The 17877-nt window shown below is 63.0% G+C and carries 16 protein-coding genes; 1 reads left to right on the top strand and 15 read right to left on the bottom strand.

What is annotated here, in order from left to right; all coding sequences use genetic code 11:
* Positions 1–79 precede the first annotated feature (79 nt).
* The 15 genes from ACILSQ_RS28045 to ACILSQ_RS28115 form a co-directional block, all read right to left on the bottom strand.
* Entirely contained in the window at positions 80–895 is an 816-nt protein-coding gene (locus tag ACILSQ_RS28045; protein WP_395747008.1) for a class I SAM-dependent methyltransferase, read from the bottom strand.
* An 11-nt stretch (positions 896–906) separates the two neighbouring features.
* Positions 907–2166, bottom strand: coding sequence for a glycosyltransferase (locus tag ACILSQ_RS28050; protein ID WP_395747009.1), 1260 nt, complete (start codon positions 2164–2166; stop codon positions 907–909).
* Positions 2167–2192: 26 nt separating this feature from the next.
* Positions 2193–3284, bottom strand: coding sequence for a glycosyltransferase (locus ACILSQ_RS28055; RefSeq protein WP_395747010.1), 1092 nt, complete (start codon positions 3282–3284; stop codon positions 2193–2195).
* 4 nt (positions 3285–3288) lie between these two features.
* Positions 3289–4113: a methyltransferase, TIGR04325 family gene (locus ACILSQ_RS28060; protein WP_395747011.1), complete on the bottom strand. Its 825-nt coding sequence runs from the start codon at positions 4111–4113 to the stop codon at positions 3289–3291.
* A 38-nt stretch (positions 4114–4151) separates the two neighbouring features.
* Positions 4152–5285, bottom strand: coding sequence for a DegT/DnrJ/EryC1/StrS family aminotransferase (locus ACILSQ_RS28065; RefSeq protein WP_395747012.1), 1134 nt, complete (start codon positions 5283–5285; stop codon positions 4152–4154).
* A gap of 128 nt (positions 5286–5413) precedes the next feature.
* Positions 5414–6679 (bottom strand): polysaccharide ABC transporter ATP-binding protein, encoded by a 1266-nt coding sequence (locus ACILSQ_RS28070; RefSeq protein ID WP_395747013.1) that lies wholly within the window; start codon positions 6677–6679, stop codon positions 5414–5416.
* Positions 6669–7496, bottom strand: coding sequence for an ABC transporter permease (locus ACILSQ_RS28075; protein WP_395747014.1), 828 nt, complete (start codon positions 7494–7496; stop codon positions 6669–6671). The genes ACILSQ_RS28070 and ACILSQ_RS28075 overlap by 11 nt, the downstream gene beginning before the upstream one ends.
* Before the next feature lie 16 nt (positions 7497–7512).
* A complete protein-coding gene (locus ACILSQ_RS28080; RefSeq protein ID WP_395747015.1) occupies positions 7513–9045 on the bottom strand; it encodes an oligosaccharide flippase family protein in 1533 nt (510 codons plus the stop codon).
* Positions 9042–9932, bottom strand: coding sequence for an FkbM family methyltransferase (locus ACILSQ_RS28085; protein ID WP_395747016.1), 891 nt, complete (start codon positions 9930–9932; stop codon positions 9042–9044). The genes ACILSQ_RS28080 and ACILSQ_RS28085 overlap by 4 nt, the downstream gene beginning before the upstream one ends.
* Positions 9929–11089 (bottom strand): glycosyltransferase family 4 protein, encoded by a 1161-nt coding sequence (locus ACILSQ_RS28090; RefSeq protein WP_395747017.1) that lies wholly within the window; start codon positions 11087–11089, stop codon positions 9929–9931. The genes ACILSQ_RS28085 and ACILSQ_RS28090 overlap by 4 nt, the downstream gene beginning before the upstream one ends.
* A 51-nt stretch (positions 11090–11140) precedes the next feature.
* Complete coding sequence (gene rfbB / locus ACILSQ_RS28095) at positions 11141–12178, bottom strand: dTDP-glucose 4,6-dehydratase (protein ID WP_395747093.1); 1038 nt, start codon at positions 12176–12178, stop codon at positions 11141–11143.
* A gap of 2 nt (positions 12179–12180) precedes the next feature.
* Positions 12181–12912 (bottom strand): class I SAM-dependent methyltransferase, encoded by a 732-nt coding sequence (locus ACILSQ_RS28100; RefSeq protein ID WP_395747018.1) that lies wholly within the window; start codon positions 12910–12912, stop codon positions 12181–12183.
* A gap of 27 nt (positions 12913–12939) precedes the next feature.
* A complete protein-coding gene (gene rfbA, locus ACILSQ_RS28105; protein WP_395747019.1) occupies positions 12940–13827 on the bottom strand; it encodes a glucose-1-phosphate thymidylyltransferase RfbA in 888 nt (295 codons plus the stop codon).
* A complete protein-coding gene (locus ACILSQ_RS28110; protein ID WP_395747020.1) occupies positions 13824–14153 on the bottom strand; it encodes a hypothetical protein in 330 nt (109 codons plus the stop codon). The genes rfbA and ACILSQ_RS28110 overlap by 4 nt, the downstream gene beginning before the upstream one ends.
* 2 nt (positions 14154–14155) lie before the next feature.
* Positions 14156–15907: a carbamoyltransferase gene (locus ACILSQ_RS28115; RefSeq protein ID WP_395747021.1), complete on the bottom strand. Its 1752-nt coding sequence runs from the start codon at positions 15905–15907 to the stop codon at positions 14156–14158.
* A gap of 287 nt (positions 15908–16194) precedes the next feature.
* On the opposite strand from ACILSQ_RS28115, the gene ACILSQ_RS28120 reads away from it, so the two are divergent.
* Positions 16195–17874: a formylglycine-generating enzyme family protein gene (locus tag ACILSQ_RS28120; RefSeq protein WP_395747022.1), complete on the top strand. Its 1680-nt coding sequence runs from the start codon at positions 16195–16197 to the stop codon at positions 17872–17874.
* The last annotated feature ends 3 nt before the right edge of the window (positions 17875–17877 follow it).

Genomic DNA, 17877 nt, shown 5'->3' on the forward strand with positions numbered 1-17877 from the left:
GATGCAATAAAGTTTTAAACTGCTTCGACCTCCCCACCCAGCTTCATGCGGCGGCGCCAGCCAATGCTGAGCTCCAGTTTCAGACGACGGACGATTCGTTCAAGCAGACGCATGGCTGCTTCGCTAGTTGTGCAGTTCCTTGGAGGGGGGGGCACTGCGGCAGCTCGCAAAAGAACAAGGGTTCATGCGGATCGAGGACGCACCTTTCCAAATCTCCGGGGATGATCTCCCCGGCGGAGAACAGCGACACTGAAAATCCTGCAGCCTTCAGGCGGTCCGTGTAATCCCGCCCGTAAATTCGGACATGGTCGTTCTGACCGAACGCCCGGGTCCTCTCTTCCGGTGTGACGATCGAAGCATCTTCGTAGGTGGTCTCTCTGTCCATCTCGAGAGGCACCTGAAGCACCGCCCATCCTCCAGGCCGCAGCACCCGCATGAATTCACGCATCGCACCAAGATCATCGAGCACATGCTCCAGAACATGGCAGCAAAGGACAACGTCAAAGGTCGCGTCCTCAAATGGCAGGCGGGTGATGTCCGCCTGGATGCGGGTGCCCGCGCCGTCATAAGACGACGACCAGTAGTCCACCCCAGGCAGGCGCTCCAGGTTTGCGCGCAGGCAAGGCTCCGGCGCCACATGCAGCACGGCCGGTCTTGCAATCTTTGCCAGCCTGGGCTCCATGAAAGCCCACACCATCCGGTGGCGCTCCAGGGAATTGCACACTGGGCAGCGGGCCTCCGGCCGCGGAGGGTCTCCGAACGGCAAAAACTTCCGGACATTGCTCCCGCAAACCGGGCAATGGCGATGGATGCCAAAATGCCTGACGCGCCGATAGACGGGGGAAAAGCGGTGACGCAGCGTCTTGAGAATGGAGGATACCAGGTCGGTGGCCATGAAAGTTTAGATTAACGACGCATGTTTGCAGCAGACAGAATTACTGCCCCGTACATCTCGGTCATCTGCTGGTTGAGTTTGTTAAGGTCAAATTTTTCCTCCACATAGGCTCTGCCTGCGCGGCCCATTTTTCCCCAGTCATCTGGATGTTCGGCTATGTGCATCACCGCCTCTGCGATGGCCCCGGGATCTCTCGCTGGCACGAGACGTCCAGACTCGCCGTCCCGCATGCTCTCAGACACACCGCCGATGTCGCTCGCGATGACCGGAAGTCCCGTAGCCTGCGCTTCCGCGAGTACGACGGGCTGATTCTCCTCCTCGCCCGTCTGTGTCACAATGCTGGGCAGCAGGAAGGCGTGGGCCGTCTCATACAGTCCGATGGCCTCGTCCGCTGAAACCGCTCCCAAAAACTCCACCGTATCGCCGAGATGAAGTTCCGCAGCCAGCCGCTCAAGGCTGCCGCGAAGCGGCCCATCACCGGCGATCTGATAGCGAAACGAGGGAAGCTTTGCCTTCACCAGAGCGGCAGCACGCAGGGAAAACTCAATCCCTTTGACTTCAACAAGACGTGCCACGGTCAGCAGCCTGAACGGCTCGTCCTGCTCCTTTTTTTTGCGCTCATTGAACTGGTACCGGGCAAGATCGACCCCCATCGGCATCTTCACGATTTTGTCCTCAGGTGCGCCTAGCCTGAGGATGCGGCGGCGCATAAATTCCGATCCCACGGTGAAAAGATCTCCATGGCGAAACAGCCTGCGGTAAAGATGCGGTCCAAAAACCCGCGGCAGCAGGTTCGCGTCATAGCCATGAAACGTCGTGATGACAGGCCCTTTGAAGGCACGCAGCTGCCGCAAGGCCACGGCACGCTCGCCATTAGGCCCGTAGTGGCAGTGGATGACGTCATACTCCCCGGAAACCCGCTGGTCCGGCAGCAGGTTGTTGAGGCGGTTTAAATTCCAGGCGTGCCGGCCATGGCGGAAGCCGTTCAAGGCGTCAACGATGACCACCGGATTGCGCCAGCCCCAGATCATGAGGCGTGAGACGGCACCCTTCAGCCGCTCCAGCCTCCCGCGCGGCACGGCCGGCCAGTACCGCGTGTGCTGCAAAAGCCCCAGCCGCCGCACATCCTCATGCACTACCGGCGGCTCCGGCACCGGACGCTCTGCGTAAATATCCACGCTATGCCCCTGCTGGATCAAATAAACGATCTGCCGCAGAATGAACGTCTCCGACACAGCCGGAAATCCATTGATGACGAAAGCGATGCGCATCTTTGGCAAGCCCTGACACAGCCACTTCACGCCATCAGCACAGACAACAGCCGGTCAAAACACATCTGCCGGGTGAACTGGGAGCGGATGGTCTCCAGCCCCTGCCGTGCCAGCTCCTGCCTTTGCGCTTGATTCTCAACCAGTCCGCGCAGCTTCTCCAGCCAGTCATCGGCCGAGCCGGCGAGGACACCGTTGACGCCGTGCTGGATCAGCCGTGGCAACTCTCCCCAGTTCTGGCATGCGGCGGCAATGGCTGCGCTCATGTAAATCCGCGCCTTCAACGTGCCACGCACCTGGGCGTCTTCAGTCCGATACAAGGGGAACAGTCCGACGTGCATCTGTAGTGCCTCCTGGATCATCTCCGGGTTGGTATAGCTGGCCTTGCAGGAATACCGGACCTTTTCAAAACGCGGCAGATTGGCCGCAGTGGCCCCGAGAATGCGCAGGTGCAGCCGGGGGTTTTGGGCAAACAGTTCTTCGAGTGGCTCGAAGATGACGTGCAGGTTGTCCGCCGTGCTCGGCGAACCTATCCACCCCAGTATCACACGATCACCGGAGGGCATGAACTGGCCCCTCACCTTGTCAAACTCCTCCACCTGCGGCGCATCAGGCACCAGATGGGCGTTTGTATTGTATTTTCTTGCGTAGGCCAGGAGATATTCATTTTCACAGGCCACGGCATGGCTGGACTGCAGCATCTCGTGAAAGTTTTCAAAGCCGCCTCCCGGCCGTTGTGAAAACGGCAGCCAGAGCCCGTCGTTCAAATCCATCACGACTTTCGCCCGCTGCTCCCGCCACAGCGCACGGTGCAGCCGGATGGATGGAATCCTCAGCATGTAAACGCAGTCATGTCGGCGCGACTGCGCGACGATGGCCCTTTCCCGGCCCTGCGTGACGCTGTTCTCGATTTTTGCGAGCACACTGCCCAGCGGCCGGCTCCACCAGCGGCTTTTCAGTCGCGAGCAAAGGCGGTGATACCGCGGAGACCGGCGGGAGACAAAAGTCGCCCTGATCTGCGGATGCTGCGCAAACAGGCCGGTGTACTGAAAGGCGCGCACCACGGCGGTAGCCCCGTAGAGCTCCGTGCCACATTCGAGAATCACCAGGACTGAACGCATTTTTCTATTCGGCCTGGCCTTTGGTTCGGGCAAACAGCAGGTGCCGCATTCTTTCCTGCCGGTGAGTTTCGGGAAAGTTGCTCATGTCGTAACTGCGGTCCGAAAGGCGCTCCATCGCCAGCGCGTAGCCAGCATCCCGCAGAGTCGCGACGATCTCATCCCTGTTGAAAAACCAGTAGGGCAGCACCTGGCCGGGCAGGTTGAGCTGTCGCGTGGCAAAGGTGGGGAAATCCCCCGCCGCAGTGCGCACCAGCAACACCCAGGGCGCCTGCAGCGCTGCCAGTTCGCGCAGCTTGGCGGCGTAGTCTTCGATGTACTGAAGCACGCTGTTTACATACACAATGTCCGGCCGCTCGCCGTCATGAAGCTGTGTGGTGTGAAAGCGTAGACGCTTTTCGTTCACGAACAAGGCGCGCCCGGCGGCGCACATTTGCTCCATCTCGATGACATCGTACTCAATCCGCGCCGTCTCCGGCAGCGTCGAAATCAAATGCATGAAACCCGTCCCCATGCCTCCGCCGAAATCCAGCACCCGGACCCCGCCGCGCTCTGCCGCGACCACTGCAGCCACGGTCGCCATCATTTCATGCCACAGCACCGGCTTTTTCCCCTCCTGGATCTGGGCAAGCAGGATGCCAGCGTGCGCGCTCATCTCACCTACCCTCCTGGCGTCATCATACGTGCCATCCACCACGGGCACGTCGCCGAGGGCGGGGTAGATGCCGGCCCAAGTGGGCTGCTGCTGTCGCGGCTGCGCGGCTTTTTTCACCAGCGCCAGCACCAGCGGCGGCACCAGGCCTTTTAACAGCGCCTTCCATTTCCTGCCCATGAATGTGTCTGCCAGAGCCGTTGGTCGTCGCAGCCTCTTCACCACCCTTCGCGCAGCGTGGCGCACACGCGCTGCACGTCTCCCACGGTCATCTTCGTATGCAGGGGCAGCACGAGATATTTGTCTTCAAGGGCGTCCATATTGACATGGCCGCTCTGCCGGCCGCCAAATATCGAGTAGCGGTCGTTACGGTAGTGCACCTGCGCGGATTCGATGTTGTGCTCGCGCAGCTTTGCCTGCAGCGCTTCACGGCGCTCCACCACCACCGTGCACATCCAAGCGGCGTGCACGCGGTCTGTGTAGCCTGCGCCGATGACGGTGACGTCCCGGCAGTTGGCAAGACCCTTTTCATATTCGGCCAGCAGGGCCTTGCGCAGATCCAGCACGGCATCGATTTCCTCCAGTGCGGCAAGTCCCATCGCCGCGGCGATGTCGGTCATCTGGTATTTGTAACCGATCTCGGTGATGTCGTTCTGCCAGATGCCGCCCTGCTTGGCGCGGCGGTCGATGCCAAACCAGCGCACGCGGCGGGCCTTGTCGGCCAGGGCCTCGTCTTTCAGCACCAGCATGCCGCCGTCACCGGTGGTGATGTGCTTGATGGCTTGAAAGGAAAACATGGTGAAGTCGGAAATCTCTCCCACCCCCCGGCCTTTGTAGCTCGCGCCCACGGCATGAGCGGCGTCTTCAATGATCTTGAGATTGTGCTCGTCCGCGATGGCCTGGAGTTCATCCATGTCGCAAGGGAGACCGCCGTAGTGCACGCAGACGATGGCGCGGGTCTTGGACGTGACCTTGCGACGAACGTCCTCGGGGTCGATATTCAGCGTGTGCGCCTGCACGTCTGCAAACACGGGCTTCACCCCCATGTAGAGGAAGGGGATGTTGGTCGCGGTGCAGGTGAAGAGCGGCGTGATCACTTCGTCGCCGGGCTGAAGGTCGGCGAGGATGTAGGCAAGATGCAGCGCATCCGTGCCGGAGCCGATGGAAATGCAGGTGCGGCCGCCGCCAAAGCGCTTGGAGAACTCCTCCTCAAATTTTTCCACCTTCGGCCCCTGCCCGATCCAGCGCGTGCCCATCACTTCAGTGACCATGGCGGCGGCTTTGGCAGGCATGTGCGGATGAAACAGCACGATGTTTTCCTTGGAGGTCTCCATCAGAGGAAACTCGTTCATGGGTTTTTCAGTGGCCGCAGGCTGGGTCATAGTGGTGTGTGCCGGAAGTGAGATCGGCAGGTTGGTTGGTGTGTTGAAAACTTGCGGCGGCTTTTGCCGGTCGGAAGGATGCCTGTAATCCCAGTAAATCAGTCTTGGCGGGTGTGCCACTCAATCAGCGGGGCCAGTTTGCCAGGAGTGTCATAGCCGGCATAAGCGCGGTTCACCAGCCCGGCATTATGTACGTGGAGGCTGACTGACGGGGGGCGTTTGAAGAAAGCGCGCACGCTCTGAATCGCGGCCTGGATCTGCAGTTCGTAACTTCGGCCAGCAAGAAAATCCGCGGGGATGATGGCGGTGGAGACGTAGCTGCCTTTTTCCACCAGTGGAAGAGATTCGGCGTCTGTACCGTTGTGGAGGCTTTCAAAGAGAAGGGTGCCGTCCATGTCACACAAAAGGAAATAGACATGCAGACCGCGGGCGTCTTGCAGCACATCATAGCTGAGGATGATCTCCACTGGTTTACCGGAAAGCAATTCTGTGGCGCTTCGTCCATTCTGGCGGACATCCACGGTTTTGAGGCGGAATCCGGGATCCGCCGGGGCCTGGGCGATTTCTTCGTTCAATGCACGGAGTGTATCCGTACGCATCTCCGCCATAAGATAGTTGTTGATGGTCTCATCGCTGGGGCCGATGGCTTTCATCCGCCCTTTCTCAAGCCATACGACTTTGGAACAAAGCTGCCGGACGGCCTGCATGTTGTGGCTGACAAACAGGATGGTGCGTCCAGAGCCACAGACGTCTCCCATTTTGCCGAGGCATTTACGCTGAAAGGCGGCATCGCCAACGGCAAGCACTTCATCGACGACGAGGATTTCGGGATCGAGATGCGAGGCAACGGCGAAGGCAAGCCGGACATACATCCCGCTGCTATAGCGTTTCACCGGGGTGTCCAGAAATTTTTCGATTTCAGCAAAGGCGACGATTTCGTCGAACTTGCTCTTAATCTCGGCCTTCGTCATGCCAAGAATGGCGCCGTTGAGGTAGATGTTTTCGCGCCCCGTAAGCTCGGGATGGAAGCCCGTGCCGACTTCGAGGAGACTGGCGACGCGGCCACGAAGGGTGATGCGCCCCTGGGAAGGCTCGGTGATGCGGCTGAGAATCTTGAGGAGCGTGGATTTGCCGGCTCCGTTCCGGCCGATGATGCCGACAACTTCCCCCTGCTTGACATCAAAGCTCACATCGCGCAGCGCCCAGAACTCCTCCTCACCGGCGGCGCGGTCACCGTGCTTGAAGAACCCTTTCACTTTGCTGGCGATCACATCGCGCAGCGCCGTGTAGCGCTCCCGCTGCTCGTGGTGGAGGCGGTAGCACTTGCCGAGGTTTTCGACCTGGATGATGGACTCAGATGACATCGGCAAAGGTCTTTTCGGTATTGCGGAAGTAGCGGATGCCCAGCCAGAGCAGCACCAGGCTGAAAACGGCTGAAATGACAAAGGAGGCCGGGTGGAAGGCGGTGGCGTCGCCGATGCACCAGCGGAAGCCGTCGATCACTCCCACCATCGGGTTCAGCGCGTAGAGCATGCGGGCGTTTTCACCGAACCTCTGGGCGATCACCTCCGAACTGAACCCCACCGGCGAGACGTAGAGGCCGAACTGAACCACAAAAGGAATGATGTAGCGGAAGTCGCGGAACTTGACGTTGAGTGCGGTGATGAGCAGACCAGGGCCGAGAGCGGCGACGAGGGAGAGCAGGATGAAGGCGGGCAGGAAGACGATGCGCCAGGAGGGCACGTACTGATGCCAGAGCATGAGCGCGGCGAGGAGGCCGAGAGTGATGGCAAAATCCACCAGCGCGACGATGACGGAGCTGGCCGGCAGGATGATGCGCGGAAAGTAGATCTTGGTGATGAGATTTGAGTTGGTAACGAGACTTGAGCCTGCTTCGGAGAGGGCGGTGGCGAAGAACTGCCAGGGCAGCATGCCTGCCAGCACCATGATGGAGTAAGGCATGGCGGTGGAGGCCAGCCCGGCCACGCGGCTGAAAATGGCCACGAAGACCAGCATGGTCAGAAACGGCCGTAGCACGGCCCAGGCCACGCCCACGGCAGTCTGCTTGTAGCGCACCAGGATGTCGCGCCAGGCCAGAAAGCCAAACAGCTCGCGGAACCTCCACAGGTCGCGCCAGTAGTTGGCCTCAGTGCGGCCGGGTTCGATGATGATCTCGTTCATGAAAACGGTGGCAAAGTCACAGCATCTGCACCGGCAGCTCCGCACGGGCGGGTGGTGTTCCATGCGGCAGCAGCCAGAAGACGAAGGCCCCCGCGGCGGCCAGGCCGGTGAGCAGCGCCTGGGCGGGGGTGAAAAAATGCCACGATCCTTCGCAGACAAGCACCAGCGCCAGCACCAGCGCGGTCATGCGGCCCCAGCGGACTTCGCGCAGCAGGCCGGGAAAGTTTTTTTTAAGCAGCAGCACGGAGGGCACATTGGCGAGCATGAGGGAGACGGCGGCGGCCAGGGCCAGCCCGGCGGCACCTTGGCGCGGGATCAGCCACCAGGCCAGGCCGCAGATGAGCGCATTGTGCAGCGTGCCGACGAGCAGCGCAAACCAGATGCGCCCCATGCTGATGAAGATGTTTCCCATGGGCCAGAGCAGCGCGTAGGTGAGCGTGGTCAGCATGATCCACAGCACCAGGGGCTCCCCGCTGCGGTATTCCGCGCCGAAGGGCAGCAGAGTGAGCCAGGGCGCGGAGATCTGCACCAGGGCGGCGGGGATGATGACAAGGCCTGCGACGGTGTAGGAAACGCGCAGCGTGCGGCCGTACGCCGCCATGTCCTTCCGCGCAAAGGTCTCGCTGAGCACCGGCAGCATGGGTGCCAGCAGCATGGCGGCCATGTTTTCCGGCACCAGCTTCATTCGCTGCACCGCATTGTAAATCCCCAGGCCGCCGAAGCTGCTGCTGTGCCGGACCAGCATGGCTCCCACCGCCCAGACCGCCGCCGCACTGAGCAGGGTGTTGAGCATGCCGGGCAGGTTGAAGTCCCAGAAGACGCGCGCCTCCGAAAGGCAGCCGCGAATGCCTATCACGATGTGCTGTGCCCTGGCATGCCGCCGCAGGTGGATGAAGTTCAGCAGGCAGTTCAGCAGCGCCGCAGCGATCAGCGCCCACAGCGCGCCCAGCACCCCGCCCCAGTGCGCGCCCAGCAGCAGCAGCGGAAAGGAAACGAGCCCGGTGGCGATGCTTATGACAGCGATGGACTTGAAGGCTTCAAATCCGGCCAGCACCCCCTGCTGCGCGCCGGCCACTCCGGAGAAAAACAGCAGCAGGGAGGACAATGCCAGCCAGGACGCCAGATGCGGCGCACCCAGCGTCTCCCGCGCCAGCCAGGGGGCCAGCAGCCAGAGCGCGAGTGCCAGCACACCGGAGGTGATCCAGGTGGCCGCGCCAGCCAGGCCAATGAAGCGCCCGGCGCGCGCGGGATCGGTGCGGCGGTATTCGGCCACGTATTTGGCGGCGGCCATGCCCATGCCCAGCCCAGCAGCGGCACCGAACAGACCCACCGTGTTTTGCACCATGTTCAGCTCACCAAAACTTTCTTTTCCCAGCATGCGCCCGGCGATGATCCAGGAAAGCGTCGCTAAGCCTTTTGAGAGGCTGGTGCCCAGCAGCGACCAGAAGGCGCCGCGCGCCAGCCTCCCGCCGAGGGGTGTGGCCAGCACCCGCGCCAGTGGCCGCCGGAGGAAGCCAGGGCAGCGGGAGACCCAGGAGGAAATGTTCATGCTGCGCTCAAACAATGCCAGCCCTGGACCTCCAGCCGTGGCAACAGCTCCGGATCCAAGGTGGCGAGGTAATTAGGCGACTCCTGACGCTGCGCCGGGTCTTCGGCATCTGCCGCCAGCAGGCGCGGGCCGCTCAGCGTCCAGACCAGGCGGCGCAGGTGGTAGCCGGTTGCTGTGAGCAGCTCACACACCGCGCTGTGCGCCCCGGTATGGTCTTCAAAAACGATGCTGGTGATGCGCCTTTCCGCAAGCGTCCTGGCTGCGCCCTGCAGCACGGCCAGCTCATGCCCTTCCACATCCAGTTTCATCACATCCACGTGCGCCGGACCCAGCACATCATCCAGCCGCGCCAGCTCGATCTCCACGCAGCGCCCGCCGGCCGCCGGCGTGCCCACATAGGGTGTGCCTTCATTCACCTGCACGTCCACGTCTCTGGCGGCGTCTTCAAACACGAGGCTAGCGCTGCCGGCATGATCGCTCAGCCCCAGGCGGCGCACGGTCACCGGGGCGAGACTTTTTCCATCCTGTGCGGCCAGCCGCAGATTGTGCAGCAGCAGGGCGTGGTTGGGATCAAACGGCTCAAAAGCCTGCACACTGCCGCTCGCGCCCGCGCGCAGAGCCAGCAGACCGGTGAGGCAGCCGATGTTTGCCCCCACATCCAGGCAGACCGCGCCAGGGTGGACCAGACGGTACAGCGCCTCCGTGACCGCCAGATCGTACACGCCCGTGTGCCAGATCGCGCGGCCGATGGCCCTGCGCGGTGAGATGCTCAGGTGCAGCCCCCAGGGCAGCCGCACCACCGCCCGCTCCGGCTGGTGAAACTGGCGCAGCACCCTCAGCAGAAGCTGTCGGGGGCGGTGAAGAAACCATGGCTTCAGCGGGCTCATCCCTTCCGTGCGTTGCTGGATGCTCCTTCGGCCAGACGGCGGTAGATACGCGCGTGGCCTTCCACCATCTGCACCTGGCTGAAGACTTCTGCCGCACGCCTCAGGGCCGCCGCCGCTAGCCGCGCACGCAGTTTGTGATCCTTCAGCATGGCGGAAAGCTTCGCCGCGAGATCCACGGCATCGCCCGTTTGAAAAGTGACACCTCCCTCGCCTATCACTTCGGCGAAAGCACCTATGTCTGAAGCGAGCACAGGCAGACCCTGCGCCATGTTTTCCAACACGACCATTCCGAAGACTTCGCCGCCGAGAGAGGGGACCACCACCACGCAGACCTGTCGGCGCAGCGCATCCAGTTTCTCCTCGGGCAGCCCGCCAAAAAATTTCACCTCGGCCGCGCCGCCGCCCGCGCCGGCCTCCAGCAAAGGGCGCTCCGGGCCGCTCCCCACGATCCAGGTCTGGAAGCGCAGCCCCTGCGCATGGAGGCTCTGCACGGCCTCCAGCAGCAGATGCACCCCTTTGGGCCGCACCAGCCTGCCGATGAAAAGAATGCGCGACGCGTCCGGTTCGCGCGCCGCCTGCGGCTCCGGCAGCGCCACACCGTGCAGCACCGTTTCTGTGCGCGGGAGCTTGATCTGGCGTCCCAGCCAGCTCGTGGGTACCACATTCACGTCCACCCGGCGGCACATCCAGCGGCGCGCAAAGGTGAGCAGCCAGAGGCGGAAGGTCATCCACGGAGCAGGCTGCGGACTGCAGCGCAGGCATTCGCCATGCCGGCCCGCCATGAAGTGCCCGGGGCACGGCTGGCTCCGCGGCTCCTGCACAAGCTGCCCATTGGGGCAGATCGACTGGAAGCCGTGATGCTCCACCACAAGCGGCCGGCGCGCCAGCAGGCCCAGCAGTACGGGACCTAAAGCAGTACCCGCCACATGCACCACGTCTGCCTGGCGGATCAGCCGCCACAGCGCCCAGGCGGAAGGCCGGCGCACCACACGATAGCGCAGGGCCTCATCATCATGCACGCCACGCAGAGTCTGCGTGACCACGGTCACTTCATGACCATGCTCCGGTGCGCTGAGCCCTGCCGCCAGCGCGAGCACCACAGTCTCAACCCCGCCCACACTGGGCGCAAAATAATGGGCGTAAATCAGCAGGCGCACGTGTGGTTTTTCCGGGGGGGGCAAGGAGCGGCGGCAGCTCTCCTGCGCGGCTTAGCTTCGTGGCATGAGCACCCTCTGGCACCAGCTTTGGCTGGCCAGGTACCACGCCACCGTCTCGCGCAGGCCGGCGGCGAAGGTGTGCGCGGGCCGCCAGCCCAGCTCGGCCATGATCTTGCGGTTGTCGATCGCGTAGCGTCGGTCATGGCCGGGGCGGTCGGTCACAAAGGTGATGAGGCTGCGCGAATTCCCGCACAGCCCGGGCTGCAGTTCGTCAATCACATCGCAGATCTGCTGGACCATGGAAAGGTTTGCCTGCTCGTTCTGCCCGCCGATGTTGTAGGTCTCTCCCGTCCTGCCAGCCTGCAGCACGGCCCACAACGCCTGGCAGTGGTCGCCCACGTAGAGCCAGTCGCGCACGTTCATCCCGTCGCCATACACGGGGATCGGCTGCCGGCTGAGCACTTTTTGAATCACCACTGGGATGAGCTTTTCGGGAAACTGATACGGCCCGTAGTTGTTCGAGCAGTTGGTGATGAGCGTCGGCAGCCCGTAGGTGTGCTGGTAGCTGCGCACCAGCATGTCGCTGGCGGCCTTGCTGGCGGAGTAGGGTGAATTCGGCGCATACGGTGTCGTTTCGCTGAAGGCGGGGTCTGCCGGGCCCAGCGAGCCAAAGACTTCGTCCGTGGAGACGTGCAGAAACCGCGTGGCTGCCGGCCGGGTGCCCGCCGCCGGCCGGAGCCAGTGCACGCGGCACGCCTCCAGAAGATGAAAGGTGCCGTTGACGTTCGTGGTGATGAAATCCGCCGGGGCCGTGATGCTGCGGTCCACATGGGACTCCGCCGCCAGATGCATCACGTGTGTGATGTCATGCTCGCGGACCACGCGCAGCACCTCCTCCTTGTCGCGCAGATCCACCCGCTCAAAGACGTACCGCGGATGCACATCGTGAATGCCCTCGAGGTTTTCCAGATTCCCGGCATACGTGAGACAGTCCAGATTGACCAGCCTTGCGATCTCCGGCCGGTCAATGACCTGGCGGATGAGATTGGAGCCAATGAAACCCGCCCCGCCGGTGATGAGGAGGTTCATCGTCATGCCTTCACCCCTGCGTATTCGCTGAAGATGTTCATGCAGGCGATGCGCCGCGCGTCCTTGAACCCGGCGGCCTGCAGCGCGGCCACCACGGCCTCCGGGCGCACGCAGGTGTCCATGGTCTCCCAGAAGTACACCATCATCTCCTCGGCCTTGCGGCTGCGGGTGAGCAGCCGGGCAAAGAAGGGGTAGATGATGCCAAAGTAGAGCTTGAAAAGCGCCGAGCCGATCCTGCCCGCGGGCCGCGTCGCCTCCATGATCAGCACGCGTCCGCCGGGCTTGAGCACGCGGTGGAATTCGCGGAAGGTCGCCTCCAGATCGGCAAAGTGGCGCAGCGCGTAGCCCACCGTGAGAAAATCATACGCTTCATCCTCCAGCGGCATGCTCTCCGCGCGGCTCTGCACAAAGCGTGCGTTGGGCAGCTTCTTCTTCGCCTCGGCCAGCATGCCGTCGCTCGGCTCCACGCAGGTGATCGTGCTGTCTCCGCCCAGCACCTGGCTCGCCGCCACGGCCACCAGGCCCGTCCCGCAGGCCACGTCCAGGTGCTGCATTCCCGGCCGCAGTCCATGGCGGCTCTGCGCCGTCCTCCGGTAGAGATTTCCCGAGCCGAGAAAGCCCCAGCCCACCACCGGGTCGTAATGCACGGCTCCTTGGTCAAAGAGTTCTTTGACGTAGCCCTGCCTCTCTTCGGGCTGGGAGTAGCGGTGGGAAAGTACCGGGTGGGGAACCATGAATGGGTGGAGGGTGGGGTGAAAAAATCAGGCGCCGATGAGGCCGACGCGGCGCACCTCCGCGGCCACATCCGTCAGATAGTCGCGGTATTCGCAGCGCGGCATGCGTCCCACCAGGGCCTCAAACTGCTCCAGCGTGAGAAAGCCGCGGTACAGCGCCGCCTCCTCCGGGCAGCCGAGCTTCATGCCCTGGCGTTTTTCGATGGTCTGCACGTACGCGGAGGCCTCGTGCAGGCTGCTGCTGGTGCCCGCGTCCAGCCACGCGGTGCCGCGGCTGAGGCGCTGCACCCGCAGCGTGCCGCGGCGCAGGTACTCCTTGTTCACATCGGTGATCTCCAGCTCACCGCGCGCGGAAGGCTGCAGCGCGCGGGAGATGCCCACCACGTCGTTGTCATACAGATACACTCCAGGCACGGCGTAGTTGCTGCGCGGCTGCGCCGGCTTTTCCTCCAGCGAGACCGCGTGGCCCTCGGCGTCAAATTCCACCACGCCATACCGCTCCGGATCCTTCACATGGTAGGCAAAGATCGTCGCTCCGGACTTGAACTCCGCAAACGCGCGCGGAAAGGCGTCGCCGCCAAAAAAGATGTTGTCCCCCAGGATGAGCGTCACCGCGTCCTGACCGATGAACGACGCGGCGATCACAAAGGCCTGCGCGATCCCCTCCGGCCGCGGCTGCTCACGGTACTCGATCACCACGCCCCACTGCGAGCCATCTCCCAGAAGCTGCTGAAAGCGCGGCAGGTCCTGCGGCGTGGAGATCAGGCAGATCTCCCGGATGCCCGAAGCGATGAGCACCGTCAGCGGGTAATACACCATCGGCTTGTCATACACCGGCTGCAGTTGCTTCGAGGCCACCTGCGTCAGCGGATACAAGCGCGAACCCGCGCCCCCTGCGAGAATGAGGCCTTTCATCCGGCGTTACCTTTTTGTTTTTCCATGGCTTGCTCGAAGCTGATCAGGCGCCGCACCAGCGCATTGTAGCGTGAGTAGGCATCCCCCTTTTCAGCGCACAAAAGAGCATACAACTGCATTTCAGGCTCAGGAAAACGAGCCGGCGAGCTGACGGGCATCGGCAGCCCGCTTCGCTGCAAACGGCTCCACCCCACGGCCAGCAGGCATGACTCGGGTGTGATCCGGCCTTCCGAGTAATCCGCAAGGCCGCGCCGAATCAGATCCTCGCCAGGAAGTTGATCCAAAGTGATCATGTGAGGATTGAGCTGATCTTCCGAAGTGCTCATGCTCATCGCGTCACCATCCAGTCATTCAGCACCAGCACGTCCATCTTTGTCCGCAGAAAGCAGTCCAGCGCCTGCTGCGGCGTGCACACCACCGGCTCGTTTTCATTGAAGCTGGTGTTTAATACCATCGGCACCCCGGTGATCTCGCGGTAGGCGCTGATCAGGCGGTGGTAGCGCGGGTTCGTCTCCTTGTGCACCGTCTGCAGCCGGCCGGAGCCGTCCACATGCGTCGTCGCGGGAATCTGCGCGCGCTTCTCGGCCCGCACCTGGAAGACCTCCATCATGAAGGGCACATCGTCATCCTGCTCAAACCACTCGCTCACCTGCTCGCGCAGGATGCTCGGCGCAAAGGGGCGGAAGGACTCGCGCCGCTTGATCTTCAAATTCAAAATGTCCTTCATGTCCGCACGCCGCGGATCTCCGAGAATGGAGCGGTTCCCCAGCGCGCGCGGTCCCCACTCCATGCGGCCTTGAAACCAGCCGATCACCTTCCCTTCCGTGATCGCCGCGGCCGTCAGGCGGCACAGCTCGCCCTCATCATCCACGCGCCGCACCGTGCACTGCTCGGCCATGATCTCCGCCTTGCGCTCATCAAGCAGCGCCTGGATCTCACCATCACCCGCCTGCGGCCCTACATAGGCGTGGTCCATCACATAGCGCTCACGGTTCGCAGCCGCCCCCTCCTGCCGTGCCACCACAAAGGCGGAGCCGATCGCGCCGCCGGCATCTCCCGCGGAGGCAGGCAGGTACATGCGCTTGAAGGGAGAGTTCAGGTACACCTTGCCGTTCGCCACCGAGTTCATCGCGCAGCCACCGGAGAGGGCCAGATTATCGCACTTATAGCGCGCGTGCAGCGCCTGCAGCATCGCAAAGAAGGCCTCCTCATACATCGCCTGCGCACTGCGGGCCAGGTCCCGGTGCTTCTGCTCCAGCGCCGCGCCCTTCTCACGCTGCGGTCCCAGCAGCGCCTCCATCGGCTCCTTCTTGTACAGCGTTCCCACTTCCGGGGAGCAGTTGTCCCACGTGTAGTGCACATCCTCCGTGTGGTGCCGGAAGTATTTCAAGTTCAGGCGGAAGGTTCCATCGCTCTGCACCTGCACCAGTTCGCGCATCTCCTTCAGGTACTTCGGCTCGCCATACGGCGCCAGGCCCATCACCTTGTACTCATCGCCAAAGTAGGGAAATCCGATGAACTGCGTGATCACCGAATAGAAAATCCCCAGCGAGTGCGGGAAGTACACGCGCCCGTCGATCTGGATGTCATTCCCCTTCCCCATGCCCCAGGCCGAGCTGGCAAAATCGCCAAACCCGTCCACCGAGAGGCACACCGCCTCCTCGAAATCCGACACCAGGAATCCCGAGGCCAGATGCGCCAGGTGGTGCTCCACGCGGTGCACCTGCGCGCGCAGCTTCTCGCCAGGAAACGCCGCCTGCACCGAGTCTTCAAAACTCCCCGCGCGCCGGATGTTGCCCAGGCGCTTCAGCATCAGGCTCAGGCTCGGCCGCTTGCGCAGCACATACAGCGCCCGCCTCAGGTTGTTCACCTTCGGATTGCGGTTGATGGCGATGTGATCCACATCCCCCAGCTTCAGCCCCGCATCCGCCAGGCACCACTTCATCGCCTCGGTAGGCAGCCCGGACCAGTGCTTGATGCGGCGGAAGCGCTCCTCCTCGGCCGCGGCCACCAGCCTGCCATCTTTCACCAGCGCCGCCGCGGAGTCGCCGTGGTACGCATTAAGTCCGAGTACGATCATTCAGAAAAAAGGATCCGGTCAAGCTGCCGCCAATGGTCGCCTGGCTGGGCGGCCTCTTGATGTTGCCGGGGTTGGAACGGCATTTTCAGAAAAAAGGTGGTGACTGTACCATGCTGATCCCCAGCGCAAAGGATAAAGTGCCCTTATCTGTTAACAGTTTGACACCATCCCTTGCTGGCGACCGTTCCCCTTCTCTGACAGAATACGAGGCGCCGTGTTGTCCCGTGGTTCTTTTTTTTGGATGAACCCGGCCTTTTTCTCTTTCTCTTTCACAGCTCACCACTTCCATGCTCCGTCTCCCCTCCCTTCTGCCTGTCCTTTCACTGGCCGCATGCCTGGCCGCCCAGGCGCAGACCAGCCCTCAGCCAGGTGCAGGCAGTCCGCAGTCGCCGCACGTCAGCAGCCTCGGCGCACGCTTTGCCAGCGTGCCGGGCACCACCGTCCTCTTTGCCGTCTGGGAGACGCGCGTCTCGGAGTGGAATGAGTTTCTGCGCCAGAAAAAGTACCCCTGGACCTTCCAGCCCCACTTCCAGCAGACCCCGGAGCATCCCGTGGTCGGCGTCAACATGCAGGACGCCGTCGCCTTCTGCAACTGGCTCACCGAGACCGAGCGTGAGAAGCGCCTCATCGACAGCTCACAGACCTACCGCCTTCCCACTCCGGACGAGTGGGACGCCGCCGTCGGTCTGGCCCGCGGCCGCAAGAAAAACAACCTCACCGCCGAAGACCGCCTCCTGGACGACCGCATCTATCCCTGGGGGCAGGACTGGCCCCCTTCCGCAAAGACCGCCAATCTCGCCGACGGCGAGATCCCCGGCTATCCCAATGACGGCTACACTTACACCGCCCCCGTGGGCAGTTTCACCCCCACCAAAGAGGGCCTCTACGATCTCTCCGGCAATGTCTGGGAGTGGACCCAGCCCGTGGAGGTGCGCGCGCAGCCCATGGGCATTCTGCGCGGCGGCTCCTGGGCCTATTTCCGCGCCGAGTGCCTCACCTCCTCCTACCAGTATGTGGTGCCCGTGGATCTCCGCGCCCCCACCATCGGCTTCCGCTGCGTCTTTGATGACAAACGCCGCACCGCCTCCCTCCTCGCCGCTTCAGACGCCGAGAAGCGGCAGGCCCTCGATGAACGCATGAAGGCCATGACGGAAAACCGCAAGGTGGACGCCTCCGCCGTGGAGGCCCTGCGCAAAAAGATGCAGGGCAAAGGCGACGACGACAGCCTCCCCGACCCCGCCACCCTCAAGCCTGCCGTGGCGGATGGCACCCCCTTCATCAATGCCCTCGGCATGCGCTTTGTCCCCCTCCAGGAAAAAGGCGGCCCTCTCATCTGCGTCACCGAGACCAGCGTCCGTGACTACGAAACCTGGATGCGCGACTCCGGCCGCGCCTGGACTCAGAAGCCCTCCTTCCTCCTCGGCGGGAACCACCCCGCCGCAGGCGTTTCCTGGGAGGACGCCACCGCCTTCTGCGCCTGGCTCACGGAGCGTGACCGCGCCTCCAAGCTCATCCCCGCCAACGCCTTCTACCGCCTCCCCACCGATGTCGAGTGGAGCCTCGCCGCCGGCCTCAAAAATGAAACCGGCGCCGACCCCGCCGCCCGCAACCTCGCGGACAAAACCCACTTCCCCTGGACTCCCAAGGCCGACGACTGGAAGCCCCCGCCCCTCACCGCCAATCTGGACGCCACCAAAATCCCCGGCACCACGGACCCCTACTCCTACACCGCCCCGGTGGACAGCGCGCGCGGCAATGCCCTGGGCCTCTATGAAATGGGCGGCAACGTCTCCGAATGGTGCGCCGATCCCTGGCCCGGTGCGCCGGAGGAGCGCGTCATCCGCGGCGGTAGCTGGCTTGGCTACGAAAAGGACTCGCTGCTCACCTCCGCCCGTTTTCACGCCCCGAAAAATGCCACCCGCGCAGACCTCGGCTTCCGCTGCGTGCTCGATCTCGGCGCCCCCTGAGCG

Source organism: Prosthecobacter sp. (genome assembly GCF_044227185.1).
In the GTDB taxonomy this organism is placed as follows: domain Bacteria; phylum Verrucomicrobiota; class Verrucomicrobiia; order Verrucomicrobiales; family Verrucomicrobiaceae; genus Prosthecobacter.

Coding starts and splice junctions, on each gene's coding strand:
- ACILSQ_RS28085 (WP_395747016.1), bottom strand. CDS start 9,932: ATGAGCCCGCTGAAGCCATGGTTTCTTCACCGCCCCCGACAGCTTCTG.
- ACILSQ_RS28045 (WP_395747008.1), bottom strand. CDS start 895: ATGGCCACCGACCTGGTATCCTCCATTCTCAAGACGCTGCGTCACCGC.
- rfbB (WP_395747093.1), bottom strand. CDS start 12,178: ATGAACCTCCTCATCACCGGCGGGGCGGGTTTCATTGGCTCCAATCTC.
- ACILSQ_RS28110 (WP_395747020.1), bottom strand. CDS start 14,153: ATGAGCACTTCGGAAGATCAGCTCAATCCTCACATGATCACTTTGGAT.
- ACILSQ_RS28060 (WP_395747011.1), bottom strand. CDS start 4,113: ATGGGCAGGAAATGGAAGGCGCTGTTAAAAGGCCTGGTGCCGCCGCTG.
- ACILSQ_RS28065 (WP_395747012.1), bottom strand. CDS start 5,285: ATGAACGAGTTTCCTCTGATGGAGACCTCCAAGGAAAACATCGTGCTG.
- ACILSQ_RS28055 (WP_395747010.1), bottom strand. CDS start 3,284: ATGCGTTCAGTCCTGGTGATTCTCGAATGTGGCACGGAGCTCTACGGG.
- ACILSQ_RS28080 (WP_395747015.1), bottom strand. CDS start 9,045: ATGAACATTTCCTCCTGGGTCTCCCGCTGCCCTGGCTTCCTCCGGCGG.
- ACILSQ_RS28075 (WP_395747014.1), bottom strand. CDS start 7,496: ATGAACGAGATCATCATCGAACCCGGCCGCACTGAGGCCAACTACTGG.
- ACILSQ_RS28050 (WP_395747009.1), bottom strand. CDS start 2,166: ATGCGCATCGCTTTCGTCATCAATGGATTTCCGGCTGTGTCGGAGACG.
- ACILSQ_RS28100 (WP_395747018.1), bottom strand. CDS start 12,912: ATGGTTCCCCACCCGGTACTTTCCCACCGCTACTCCCAGCCCGAAGAG.
- ACILSQ_RS28070 (WP_395747013.1), bottom strand. CDS start 6,679: ATGTCATCTGAGTCCATCATCCAGGTCGAAAACCTCGGCAAGTGCTAC.
- ACILSQ_RS28120 (WP_395747022.1), top strand. CDS start 16,195: ATGCTCCGTCTCCCCTCCCTTCTGCCTGTCCTTTCACTGGCCGCATGC.
- rfbA (WP_395747019.1), bottom strand. CDS start 13,827: ATGAAAGGCCTCATTCTCGCAGGGGGCGCGGGTTCGCGCTTGTATCCG.
- ACILSQ_RS28115 (WP_395747021.1), bottom strand. CDS start 15,907: ATGATCGTACTCGGACTTAATGCGTACCACGGCGACTCCGCGGCGGCG.